The sequence below is a fragment of the Echinicola marina genome, assembly GCF_020463795.1.
GTDB classification, from domain to species: domain Bacteria; phylum Bacteroidota; class Bacteroidia; order Cytophagales; family Cyclobacteriaceae; genus Echinicola; species Echinicola marina.
Window position 1 is genome coordinate 620,353 of the sequence record NZ_CP080025.1, and the last position, 13,211, is coordinate 633,563.

Annotated in this window: 10 protein-coding genes and 1 pseudogene; 3 read left to right on the forward strand and 8 right to left on the reverse strand. The window is 41.3% G+C overall.

Annotated elements, in window-relative coordinates:
• The first annotated feature begins 29 nt into the window (after positions 1-29).
• Complete coding sequence (locus tag KZP23_RS02695; RefSeq protein ID WP_226334597.1) at positions 30-3,242, forward strand: SusC/RagA family TonB-linked outer membrane protein; 3,213 nt, start codon at positions 30-32, stop codon at positions 3,240-3,242.
• Between the two features lie 717 nt (positions 3,243-3,959).
• Entirely contained in the window at positions 3,960-5,318 is a 1,359-nt protein-coding gene (locus tag KZP23_RS02700; protein ID WP_226333978.1) for a RagB/SusD family nutrient uptake outer membrane protein, read from the forward strand.
• A gap of 53 nt (positions 5,319-5,371) precedes the next feature.
• Here KZP23_RS02700 and KZP23_RS02705 read toward each other — a convergent pair whose 3' ends face one another.
• Both KZP23_RS02705 and KZP23_RS02710 read right to left on the reverse strand, forming a co-directional pair.
• The gene (locus KZP23_RS02705; protein ID WP_015268157.1) at positions 5,372-5,641 is read right to left on the reverse strand and encodes a hypothetical protein; all 270 of its coding nucleotides are present in this window, start codon (positions 5,639-5,641) and stop codon (positions 5,372-5,374) included.
• Between the two features lie 426 nt (positions 5,642-6,067).
• Positions 6,068-6,505 (reverse strand): MauE/DoxX family redox-associated membrane protein, encoded by a 438-nt coding sequence (locus KZP23_RS02710; protein WP_226333979.1) that lies wholly within the window; start codon positions 6,503-6,505, stop codon positions 6,068-6,070.
• Between the two features lie 316 nt (positions 6,506-6,821).
• Here KZP23_RS02710 and KZP23_RS02715 point away from each other — a divergent pair, with 316 nt between their 5' ends.
• Positions 6,822-7,406 carry a Crp/Fnr family transcriptional regulator gene (locus KZP23_RS02715; RefSeq protein WP_137404665.1) on the forward strand — a complete coding sequence of 195 codons (585 nt, stop codon included), beginning with the start codon at positions 6,822-6,824 and terminating at the stop codon, positions 7,404-7,406.
• Between the two features lie 850 nt (positions 7,407-8,256).
• Here the strand turns inward: KZP23_RS02715 and KZP23_RS02720 are convergent.
• From KZP23_RS02720 to KZP23_RS02745, 6 genes and pseudogenes are all read right to left on the reverse strand, one after another.
• Positions 8,257-9,624, reverse strand: a complete 1,368-nt coding sequence (locus KZP23_RS02720; protein ID WP_226334598.1) for a glycosyltransferase family 2 protein — start codon at positions 9,622-9,624, stop codon at positions 8,257-8,259.
• A 94-nt stretch (positions 9,625-9,718) separates the two neighbouring features.
• Positions 9,719-10,846: a DUF4221 domain-containing protein gene (locus KZP23_RS02725; RefSeq protein ID WP_226334599.1), complete on the reverse strand. Its 1,128-nt coding sequence runs from the start codon at positions 10,844-10,846 to the stop codon at positions 9,719-9,721.
• A gap of 12 nt (positions 10,847-10,858) precedes the next feature.
• Positions 10,859-11,140 carry a hypothetical protein gene (locus KZP23_RS02730; RefSeq protein WP_226334600.1) on the reverse strand — a complete coding sequence of 94 codons (282 nt, stop codon included), beginning with the start codon at positions 11,138-11,140 and terminating at the stop codon, positions 10,859-10,861.
• Between the two features lie 346 nt (positions 11,141-11,486).
• A pseudogene (locus KZP23_RS23115) lies at positions 11,487-11,711 on the reverse strand (LytTR family DNA-binding domain-containing protein); the annotation flags it as partial.
• Between the two features lie 11 nt (positions 11,712-11,722).
• Positions 11,723-11,962, reverse strand: a complete 240-nt coding sequence (locus tag KZP23_RS02740; protein ID WP_226334601.1) for an ArdC-like ssDNA-binding domain-containing protein — start codon at positions 11,960-11,962, stop codon at positions 11,723-11,725.
• Positions 11,963-12,237: 275 nt separating this feature from the next.
• Positions 12,238-13,197, reverse strand: a complete 960-nt coding sequence (locus KZP23_RS02745; protein ID WP_226334602.1) for a PorP/SprF family type IX secretion system membrane protein — start codon at positions 13,195-13,197, stop codon at positions 12,238-12,240.
• Positions 13,198-13,211 lie beyond the last annotated feature (14 nt).

Here is a 13,211-nt window from a genome sequence, read left to right on the forward strand (position 1 = left end):
ATTAATTTTTAACCCTAATAATATCAAATATGAAAAAGATTTTACCATGGATGATTTGTTTGCTATGGTCTGGAATGGCCATGGCACAGGAGACCTATATCCTCAAGGGGAAGGTCTTGGACCATCGGGATGTGCCGTTGATTGGTGCTACCATACAGATAGCGGATAGTGGAAAGGGAACGGTGACGGATGAATACGGAGTTTTTTCACTTCAGGTAGCCAAAGCTGAGCTCCGTATAGTATTCAGCTATTTGGGCTACCAAAGTCAAAGCAGGGACATTAGCCTTCCCCTGGAGGAGGAGCTGATCGTGAAACTGGAAAAAGAAGCAATGGGTCTGGAAGGCGTGGAAGTGGTCTCCACGGGTTACCAGCAAATTTCCAAGGAGCGGGCAACGGGCTCCTTTGTCCATCTGGACAGCAGCCTGATTGACCGTCCGGTTAGCACGGGTATTCTTGAGCGGCTTGGGGATGTGACACCGGGACTGATATTTAACCGAAATGGCCCCGCTTCGGATGCACTTTCCATCCGTGGAAGGAGTACCTTATTTGCCAATAGCAGCCCATTGATCATAGTGGATGGCTTTCCCTATGATGGTCCCATAGAAAATATCAACCCCAATGATGTGGAAAGCATTAATGTACTCAGGGATGCAGCTGCCGCTTCTATCTGGGGAGTAAAGGCCGGCAATGGCGTGATCGTGATCAGCACCAAAAGTGGGCAGATAGGAAGTAAGCCCCAAGTATCCCTAAACAGCAATGTGACGGTTGGGGAGGTCTTTGATCCTTATTACCAGCCCCAGATGTCGGTAAATGATTTTATCGATACCGAGCTGATGCTTTTTGAGAGGGGATTTTATAATTCCAAAGAAAACACGCCCAGAAAGACAGCGCTCAGTCCTGTGGTAGAAACCTTGATCGCTGCAAGGAATGGGGAGATCGACCAGTCAACAGCAGATGCCCGCATAGCTGCTTATAGAAAGCAGGATCTGCGGGAGGCTTTTTTGCGGGATTTCTACCGAAAAAGTATCAACCAGCAATACGCCCTGAATATCTCCGGTGGCAGCGAAAGGCAAAGTTATTTCCTGACAGCAGGTTGGGATAAGAACCTGGAGACAGTCAAGTACAGGGGCATGGAACGCTTTACACTGGGAGGCAAGCAGGAGATCAAGCTACTGAAAGATCGGCTAAAGCTAAGCACGGGCATCTACTTCACCAAAACCCATCAAGACCGCAACGGACTGGCCTATGGTGAACTCAAGCAATCCAGCAATGATGTGCTGGCCCCTTATGTGCAGTTCAGGGATGAAAATGGAAATCCTATGGCCATCACCAAGGACTACCGGGGTGGATTTTTGGATGGTGCAGAGGCTGAAGGTCTGCTGGACTGGCGCTATAATCCCTTGCAGGATATCCATGAGCAATCCGATATTTTGGAGGGCAGGGATATCCGTATGAACCTTGGATTGGATTATAAAATCATCAAAGGCCTGAATGCCCAAGTATCCTACCAGTACTGGACCAATGAGCAGCAAGTGAGGCAGCACTATGGCGCAAAAAGTTATTATGCCCGTGACTGGGTCAACCAGTACACACAGGTGGATGAAGAGGGAAACATTACCCGCATCATTCCAGAGGGAGGTATTTTGGGCCGTTCCCAATATTCAAGCTTTTCCCATAACGGACGGGCGCAGCTGAATTATAAAACGGACTGGGAGCAAGGGGACTGGGTGTCCATAGCTGGGGCAGAAGTGAAAAGCTTCGAAAGTTCCAGTCTTGGGACCCGCTTTTATGGCTATAATGATCGGGTAGGCAATATTGCCCAGATGGACTATGTCAATCCCTATCCAGTGTATTATTTTCCCTCTGCCTCCTTACGCATTCCCAATGGGGACCATGTAGGTGGGACAGTAGACCGCTACCTTAGCTATTACCTCAATTCTGCCTATACCCATCAGGGGAAATATACCCTTTCGGTCAGTGGCAGGAAGGATACCTCCAACCTCTTTGGGGTGGATGCCAATCAAAAGGGCGTGCCCCTTTGGTCTCTGGGTGCTGCATGGATATTGAGTGAGGAAGATTTCTATCCCATGAAAGATTGGTTGCCCTATGCCAAACTGAGATTTACCTATGGCTATAATGGCAATATAGACAAGCGGGTCTCTGCCTATACCACGGCCATAAGGAACGGCAACAGCAATATTACAGGGCTGCCCAAAGGAATCATCCTCAACCCGCCTAATCCATCATTGAGTTGGGAGCGCATTAAGATCGTCAACCTGGGGCTGGACTGGGCCACCAAGGATGATAGGTTTTCGGGAACCTTGGAATACTATATCAAGAACGGGCTGGACCTGATTGGGGATATACCTTATGCCCCAAGTTCCGGCATTACGGAGTTTAGGGGAAACACTGCCAGCACACAAACACATGGCCTGGATTTTAATATCAGTGCATCAGTGATCAGAGGCGCTTTCCAGTGGCGCATCAATCATTTCCATTCTTGGATCAAGGAAAGGGTCGGTGATTATGAGTTGGTGGGCCCTGTGAACCAATACCTTTCATTGGGAATGGGTGGAGATCATGATTTGCCCATTCCCCTCAGTGGAAAACCGCTCTATGCTATTTATAGCTATGCTTGGGCAGGATTGGACCCCGATACCGGAGATCCCTTGGGCTATCTGGACGGCGAACCCTCCGATGACTATAGAAGCATTATTACGGGAGCCACGCCCGAAAGCCTGATTTACCATGGGCCATCGAGGCCAAGCCATTTTGGTGCTCTTAGAAATGATTTCAGTTGGCAAGGCTGGAACCTGTCCTTTAATATCAGTTACCGCTTGGGCTATTATTACAGGAGGAACAGCGTGCGATATTCCACCGTACTCAATGCCCAAGGGGGACATGGGGATTTTGCCCTGCGTTGGCAAAACCCGGGGGATGAAACCTGTACCCATGTTCCTTCCATGCCGGGCAGGTTGAATGCCAATAGGGATAATTTCTATAGTTTTTCTTCGGTGCTGGTAGAGAAAGGGGATCATATTAGGCTACAGGACATCCGCTTGGGCTATACCTTTGACCAAAGGACATCGCCCAAACTGCCCTTCCAAAGAATGGGCCTATATGCCTATGCCAATAACCTGGGGATCATTTGGAAAGCGGCAAAAGATGACCCTTTGGATCCCGATTTCAGAACAGCAAAGCCACTTAAGAGCATTGCTCTGGGAGTGAAAATAGATTTCTAAAGCACTAAAGATATAGCTCCGTCCGCCCTAATCTATGTTTATTTTAAACCAGATTGATTATTAAAGGCAAATCTTGGTGGGCGGGGCTTACTTTAAGTAAAAAGTAGCAAGATGATAGTAGTAAGACAGTATAAAGAAAAAAGAGGAAAGATTGAGTTCGGAGGCGAGAACATCTATTTCTCCGTCACTGCGATCCGCACAAGCGGAGTGGCAGTCCCGTTTTTGGAATAGGAGATTGCCACAGTCTCCGCCACGTCTGACGGCGTCAGACAGGGCAGGTCCTTCGCAATGACGGAAAAGGTTTGATCTCGCTCACGTGAACAAGTCTTGCTACTATGTACTAAATACTAGCTACTATCACAGAGTCCCTTACCGCGCAATTTCTTCATATGTGATCATACATCATCTTGTATACAGCGGGAAATGTTTCCAGACGGGAAACCGGGACTCTTTTTAGAAGAAAGTAGCAAGATGATAGTAGCAAGATGGATAAAAGAGTAAATAAGAAAGAATTTACCCCCTCCTAACCTCCCCCTGAAGGGGGAAGAACCGATTTTGGTTACGATATCAAGAAGTCCCCTTCAAGGGGGATTTAGGGGGTAATTAATTGACATGGAAACCATAACAGCAATGACGGGTATGATACGGCCTAGAATCCGTAAACAAGTCTTTTGTCTTGCGTCTGGCGTCTAATATCTAACATAAAATCTAACCAAAATGAAAAACATAACTAACCCCATACTCACCATTATGATCATCAGCATCATTCATTTATTGTCTTCCTGTCAGGATTTTCTAGATGAAAAGCCCAGTACCGATTTGGTGGTTCCTGATAACCTCGAAGATATTCAAGCCCTATTGGACAATGAATATATCATGAACAGAAATTCCGATATGGGCGAGGTAGCCTCAGATGATTATTTTATCAGCAAGCAAGAATGGGAAAGCTGGAATGAGATTACCCGTAATGCCCATGTTTGGGCGGATATTATCTCTCCAACAGGCAGGTTTGTTTCTTGGAACGCCCTTTATGAACAGGTTTTTTATGCCAATGTAGCCCTGGAACAACTCGACGATATTGTGCCAGATTCGAATGAGCAAGTGGACTGGGACCGTTTGAGGGGATCTGCTTTATTTTATCGTTCAAGTGCCTTTTACAATCTCCTTAGGATTTTTACCATGCCCTATCATCTGGTAAATCCTGAATTGGGTATCCCTTTAAAATTAAGTGCTGATGTTAATAAACTGGTAAAAAGGTCTTCCATCGAAGATAGCTATGCCCAGGTAATTGGAGATTTGGAAGCGGCATTGGACTTATTGCCTTCAAGGGCGACCATTGCCACCAGACCTTCCAAGCAAGCGGTTTATGGGCTATTGGCAAGGGTTTATCTTTCTATGGGGGATTATCAAAAAGTGTTTGATTACACTTCACTTGCACTTGAACTGGGAAATGAACTGATGGATTATACCAGTTTGGAACAGGGCAATACTTTTGGTTTCAAGAGGCTTAATGAGGAAGTGGTCTATTGCAGTTATTTTTCATCAGGCTCCATTGGTTATTCTTCTGATACTTTTATCCTTTCGGAAATCTATAAAAGTTATGCAGCCGGTGACCTAAGAAAGTCACTGTTCTTTACCCAACCTAATCAGGATGGCCATGTCAAATTCAGGGGAACCTATATGGGTAATCTTTATTTGTTTGATGGAGTGGCCACGGATGAACTTTTGCTAAACAGGGCGGAAGCGGCTGTAAGACTGGGCAATAATGAGCAGGCTTTGGAGAATCTGAACTATCTATTGGAACACCGGTTTGAGGCTGGAAAGTTTGAACCTATAGCAGGGATTTCAGGGGAGGTTTTATTGGAGCGGATATTGGAAGAACGAAGAAAAGAATTGGTGTTTCGTGGATTGCGTTGGGAGGATTTGAGGAGACTGTCAGGTAGTCAATATGAAAAGACAGTCACGAGGGACTTGGATGGGGAAATCTACACTTTAGAACCAGGAAGTCCAAAATATGCCTATCCCATACCCATGGATGAATTGCAGCTGAATGATATGAAACAAAATCCAAGATAGAAAAAAGCCAGGGGCATGGCCTCTGGCTTTTCTAATTGAAATAGTTTTTAAATTTAGATGGGCTTGAATTCGCCTTCCACTCTCGAGTCAGGAACCTCTTGTCCCAACTCATCCATTTCACGGGTACAGTCCGTATCGACCTCCGTATCACAATTGTAATCTACCCCCAATTCCTGATTGGTGATATCCTCCCAGGTATGGGTATTCGGGTTCAGGGCCTCTTTGGTTCCCTGCACATCCTCTGCTGAGAGGTTGATTGTCAACGCGGTCATGGCTGTCAGCACAAATGCCAACAACGGTATGTTATTAATTAACTTTTTCATTATTGAAAATGGGATTTTTAACTATCAAAATCCCCTAACGTTTAAACCCGATTTATGCATTGGGAATCGTAGTGATGTTTGATAGTGCAAGAAAATCAGTTAGTTTGGAGACGCAAGCGTAGCTCCGCTACGGTAGAGTCGAAAACTAAAGCGTAGCGACTGATTTTAAAGCAATTTCAAACTGCAACAGATATGCTAATGCATATTTCGGGTTATAGGTTGCTTTTTGCCTACTCTTTATAGGATTTTTGGCTTCCTCCTTTTACTGCCAGAGAAAAAGTAAATCTCACCTAACACCTTCTCCCGAGAGATTGGGCAGTATTTTCGTTGAGTTGTGTTTATTAGTTATTTAATAGTAATATGCTATTCAATACTCCTGCTCAGTAGTTCCATCAGTTGTCCTGCTAAATCCAGAGATCAGATCATCTAACTCTCAACCTCCGTATTCATCATCAATCCTAACGTTCCGAGTAGGATAAAAGCCAAGTTGAACAATAAATGCTGAGACCAACTCATGGATTCAATAAATCCTGCACAAGAGCAGGGCACCCTAGGAAATGCTCCCATCCACACAAGTCCTATATAAGTTGAAAAGACCGTCATCAGCAGTATGGATAGCAACAATCCCCACTTTTGCGTTTTCCTGAACAGTAAGAAAGGAACAAATAATAGTTCGAGGAAAACTATCAAAGGAGCCAGCTTCCTGGAAATCCCGACCGGAAGGGTCTGGTTCTGTATGGCATCTTGAAATTCTCCAAAACCTATCAGCTTTTCCAATCCTGTCATTGTCCATAAAACAACAAATGCAATCACTGCCGCCTGAAACACCAACCAGTTTATATTGATCTTCTTATTAGTTACCATCAAAACACCATCCATCCTTTATGCATCTTCTTATTCGATTTATTGCCCATAAAGTCTAAGGAAATCATTCCTAAACGTGGCCATCCAATTGACTTTGTATTTTTGAAGGTAAAACCTAAAACCGATCCTAAAAAAAAATTACACCATTGATTTACAATCAATTACCACATAAATCTATTTTCTTGTTTAGAGGGTAAACCATCCCTAATTTGTATTTGAATATTTGAAGGGAAACCTCTCCCTTAGTATTTTGAATATGATTTACTGTTTTAATCCAACAGAAAGATGATGATTGTTTCACCTAATTGTTTGCATTATGGGGAAGGTATTGAAGACCGAATTGCTGAAAGAAGCTTTTGACCATTTGATAAAATTACGTCCTGAGATATACAGAAACCTGAGGCCCTATCTTCAGGTCAGCACCTTTCAAAAAGGAGAAATCATTCGTGAGCTGAATGAACCAGAACAATCCGCTCATTTTATTTATACCGGTACAGCTGCCCTGCTTTTTCCAGCCAAGAAAGGACGCGACTACCGAGTAAAGATTTTCATGGAAGGTACTGTGGCCGCTGATCTAAATGCCTATTTTGACCAATCCGATTCTCCTTTCTACCTAAGGGCACTGAGTTACGTTTCTTGCTTTTCATTGAAAAAAGAAGCAGAAATCGCACTTCTAAATGAAATGCCCGAAATCAGCCGCTTAAGTACCTTGATCAACAGGGAATTATTGGAAGAGACCTACAAATACCTAAAATCCTTTCAGCTTCCCATCGATGAGGGCTTCCCTTTTTTCTGGGAACAATACAAAGAAGAGAGGGCCTTTCTCTCCAAAAAAGACCTGGCTTTTATATTCAATACTTCCTCAGCCACTATCACCAAGTTGATCAATCAGCTTCCATAAAGCAACACATGTAATGATTGAAGCGCCTCCCTACCTGATTAAAAGACAAATAATCTATTTCTAAAAATATCTATATTTCACAAAACAGGACTTCACTTATTGTCCTTTATCTCAAAAACAAAAAATCCGCCTTCGAAGGATTTTGCTCCCCTAGTACACTAGGAATCCAAGATGGGAATGGCGTCAGACAATCCTACATCTTGCTGGTGTCCAGAACGACACCCAATAACTCCTTCAAAACCTTGATAATTTCTCTTTGCAATAGCTCTCTTTTGCTTTTTGATGACCGTCAAGACCATACCTCCCCATTCACTCCTCTTGGATGCCAGCTAATAACGGGAAGGAATAAAGGTCAAGGGTGCTGACAGCAGGAAGCATTCATCTCGCCCTTGACCGTTTTCCTGACCGGAATATCTTTGCAGAAAGGGGAAGTGGATACCGATGCAACAGTTATTAAAAACAGCAGATGATCCCCGTTTCTCCTATCCTAGTTTAACTGTTAAAGTTGACTATTTACAAGGATCGGCAACAACACATTTCAACCATTATGGCCTAGATTTCCATCCATCAAAAGGCTGCGAGTCCCGAGCACCTTTCCCCCGACTTCGGAGGCTGAAAAGAGGGCTTTGTATACAAAACTACATCTTGCTATTGCTGAACTGCAATGCTAGATTTTTTTTTTGACGTGATTAAATTCTTCAGACTTGATCAGAGTAAAAAGAAAATTTATTTGAAGGGAATGTAAGAATCTATATAAATATTTTCAACTCTTTTCACCAATCAAAGACAATCCTATATAGGAAATTTTAGTTTTAAAATATATTATTCAGATAGCTAACTATTGAAATAGTCACAGCACACATATGGCAAAGGACTTCTTTTCTCCATCTATGATTTTGTATTTTCGTTCCAACTTTCTACAAAATTGTTGCATGATATATAAATCTTTTTTTCTGTTGATATCATCAAAAATAATTGGACATCTGACCTGTGAGAAAGCTGAAATATGGTTTAATATCCCCTCCCTGAGATGTCTTTCTGGTCCATCCACTAAAATAAACCCATAATCCTGGCTTGTGATAGCCTCAATAACTACCGTTCTTTTGTACCAGCCGTTTTCTATGGGAGCAAACTGAAGGGTATGATTACTACCTCGTTTTATCAAATAATGTGGATTATTTTCCAAACTTATTACTTGAAAATATTTCAACAATGCTTCTGTGCCAGTTCCCGAACCAAATTCAAGTACTGCTTTAACAGAAGAGAATTCATTAATTAGGTACTTAAGCATCGTTTTTTCAATCGACCAACCACCTAGTGCATTCTTCTTGATCATTATTTCAGCCAATTTCTGGCAAAAACCTTGAAGGTATTTCATATCATAGATTCCTGTTTCTGAATTGCATACTAATAGTCGGTTTAGCCATTTTTCAGCGAGTGGCAATTCATGATCCTCTAGATAGGCTCCGACCAAAAGTTTCAGATGAAGCGAAAACTCCTCTTCAGAAAACAACATTCCTAATTCTTGTAACTGCCGCTCCCTTAATTGATTTGCCAGCAGTGTCTGTTCCTTCTTTCTGACAACGGATATATGACCTGGCCACAATCTATATTGCACAAGGTATTCTCCTATATTGGCCACAGGATGTTTTTTCGCAACCCTGTAGGCAAAATCATAGTCTCCTGCATAGAGAAAATTTTCGTCATATCTATACCCATCATCTATTAAAGATTTACGGTACATGATGGTAGGTTGAGAAAGATAACAATCTCTCAATAAAGCGGTTTTTATCTCTTCATACCTTAGAGGTCTGTCAAGCTTTCCAATTATTTCCCCACGCCGATTGATCACTTCGGTTAGAGTACCAACACTCATCACCTCAGAATTAGCTTCCAAATAATCAGATTGGGTCTGAAGGCGCTTTGGCAAAGATACATCATCTGCGTCAGCCATGGCGATATATTTCCCCTTGGCTAAGTCAAGACCATAATTCCTGGCCACGTAGTTCCCTCTGTTTTCTTCAAATCGATGATAACGAATCCGAATATCAGAGATATTTCTAACTAGATTTTCTGTGTGATCTGTTGAGCCATCATCAATGACCAATAACTCAAAATCGCCCAAGCTTTGGGTTAGGATACTTTTGATTGCCTTACTAATATATTGACCCGCATTATAGCATGGCATAATCACAGATACTAAAGGATTATTGTTCATTTTTTCCTTGCAATGATTTGGTTATAATGAGCTCTATCTTGTCCCGTTACTGAAAATATAGCGTTAGGCGAAAAAGATTTTTTTTATTACCCTTCTATTTTTCATCGACTAAAGTAAGTCTCACCAAATCCAACTTCTCATCAGAAGAAGGATAGAAAGGATTCATAAAGATACTACCATCGTGATAAAAGGGATTTCTTAAATAGTTAACTTCTTTGTTTGTTCCCAAATAATACTCACACAATTTTTCCCCTTGCAAAGTATAAGCCGTCATATAATTTCTGCTTAAAGCAGGGTCTTCCTCATTTATAGTAATGTGGTTCCGATAAACAATTTCGTTTTGACTATCATACAAAACATTCGAAAATATGGAAAGATATCGTCTTATTGGTATGGTTTTGTCAGCTATTGGAAGTTGATGATTGTTACCGTCTTCCACTTCTGCTTTAATTTTCCTTTTTTCTCCTGTCATTAAGTTGTACAAATAAATGTTTGATGAAAAGTAGAAATTGTAGACAAGCCAGTCACCGCTTACTGTATAGTTCGGGACTTCACTCGCTCCGTAAGATAGCCCCTTATCATAAATCAAATCCTCAGGGAAAGTAACAGGTAAAACTTTTATATTAATCTCTTCACTTTCACTTAAAGATAATGTCGCGAACATGGGGAAATAGGGGTAATCCTCTCCTATGAAATAATTCTTCCTCAACACAGTCATCAAGTATTCACCATTCCCTACTTGTACAGAAGAACCTTTGGTCCCTCCTACACGCAGATTATCTATAAATTCGACTTTTCCTTTTTTAAGTTCATCTTTTAGAAGATCGTCTAGTGAAACACGATGTTTAACGTAGCCCTTGCCATCCACAACATAACAAAAACGGAATGATTCAATAAGATATCGATCTTCACTAATCATATAAGCCTTCCTTGGTATTGTATTGATTTCATCAGGGCCTTCTCCTCTTTTGAGAGGAATAATTTTTTCTAATCGAAAGTTGTTCAGATCCGTAATGATCAACTGACGTTCATTATAGATAAACAAATGATAGAGCTTATCATCCACATTTACAACCGTAAAAGAAGCAAACATAGGACTTATAGTAACTGAACTAAGGTCTACTTCTATATCATTGCGCAAAAAAGTCATTGACACTTCTTTCTTTTCGTTCTGCGAAGAACAGGAAAAAAGTGCCAATGTTATGAATAAGATTAATTTCATAAAATTATCCTCTTAATTGCAAGTGGCATTAACTCCATCATAATCACTGTAAAAATCGTATGTGCCTCCTTCACACACATCTGTTACTGAAAGGTAGCTGCCAGCGCAACAATTATTTGCCAAATCTTCATAGACCTCCAGAACATCATAAAAACCACATGCGTAGGTTGTCCCACCATCACAGCCGTATGGAGAAGCTTGTGCTTCAAAACAATTGAACAAACCAGACCCCACAGTCATCATGCTAGCAGCCATCACCACTCTAGGAATTACATTTTTCTTTTGATTTTTCATATGAATTTTTGTTTTAGGTTAAAGAATGTTCTCGAACAATATATGCAAAAAGTGAGTATTGAAGGGAAACTACCCAATCATCCTCGTGAATAAAGGGAATTATTCCGTGAATATGGTTTTTCACTTCGTTAACCTAATTAAGTATCCTCTTCCTTTCCCCTGCAATTGGATCTGTTTCATGTCACTGGCATCAAACCGCAAACGTCAGCGAGAGCAAACCAAAATCAATAAATCAGGCAGGACTGGTCGTAAACTACCAGAAAAGACTGGAAACACTGTTCATCCAACTATATAATAAGTTTATCTGGAAAGGGCAAAGGAGTTTAGTTAATATTCTCTAGTCGATCTAAATCACTCCCTGCTCCAAAAACAATTTTAAGTCCTTTAACCTACTATACGCCACTTTGTGCGTTGAAAAATCGTCCAATATCACTATGCTCTTTTTTAAATCTAAAGATCGGATAAAATCAGTATTAATAATTTTACTTCTACTTATCCTGATAAAATGAGACGGTAAGGTATGTCCTATAGCCTTTAAAGATCTGCTACATGTAAATTGATTTCCACATTTTGTTACACAGGTTAATAAATGACACTATCCCAAAAAGTGTGTAAACTAAAATAGGGACGGCTGTGCCGCATGGAGATCAACAGCCACAGGTTGATTCCCCGGTAAACGGTACCGGTGCAATAATTCCTCGGCAGTCCTCTGCTTCCCCAAGGTTGTTTCCATGGAATAATGCCCTTTTCCAGACTGGCCATGATCCTCTCGTTGACGATCTGGTAAACATCTTTGCTGGATTTTTCTCTTTGTCGCTTCATAATCACATCGTTTTATGGTGAATGATTTAATTATGAAGCTGCCCCAGGCCGCAGGGCAGATTAAAGGCAAGGAGGATCGGAATAAACAGGCGCGGGCCCGGGCGGGACGGCTTTATGCCGAAGTTCCTTGGCCTGTATGGGACCTGCCGACCTAACTTTGCGGGATAATTGAATAAGAAACAAAAGCGAAAGTTTCAGGATCTTTCAAACAGTCTAAGCAAAGATCGTATTGTTGGTTTCATTTATAGGTATATAGTATGGGTATTCAATAACCGCTACCAGCTAAAAACAGGATACTTTCTGATTGAATTTGAAAAAAGCCTAAAGCTTGCCACAAATTCATGGGTAGTATTGGGAAGTCGGAAAGTCCTATTTCTAGGAATTTCATAGGTATAACTAAAATTAATATCCGAAAGCAATACCCCCAGTTGAAAATTATTTGAGTAATCAATTCGGTGTCCCATTCCTACCCAAATTTTATCTTTAAACAAAGTTTTAATATTAAATTCGACCCCTACTGGCAAATCAACCTGCTCTTGCAATAGAAAATCTCCTCCTATTTTCATATCATCATTTAAGTCAAACCGAAATCCTGACTGAACAAAGTGGGAAAAAGGAATAGAGGTAACAAAGACATCTCCCGCATTGAACCGCCCTTTATTAAGGTGATGAATACTGTAACCCAAATAGAAATTGGGGTGAACCAACCCTGCCCCAAGATTAAAATCATAAATCTGCATGCTTGCAAAACTTCCCACGTATTGGTTGATTTTAGGATCACCCACCTGCTGGGTGTTAAGTTTATTTCCATCCAAATTGACAGTATTATATTGGAAAGTGGCCCCAAGCCTTAGAATTAATTCTTGGCTCAGGTTAATACCGACCGCATAGGAAGCATTGATTTCAGTATCATTGAACGCTCCAATTTTATCATGAAGTATGCTAATGCCAATAGCATTCTTGGTGTTTGGCAATGAATCCGGTTTTCCGAAAAATTCGGGTAAATCAATTTCTGTCAGGAACAGGTAGCTGGTAGGCGCACCATTAAAGCCTACCCATTGATTTCTGGCCACCCCTCTAATTAAACTTCCCTCCAAACCTACTAAAGCTGGATTAGTATAACCTCTAACCGCATTAAACTGACTATGATATTTCCTGTTTTGGCCTTTTGTTGTGAATATTACCAATAAAAGGAATACCCCAAGTATTGTGATTTTTATTAAACTGCGTTTCATAAATTTTTCTAAAA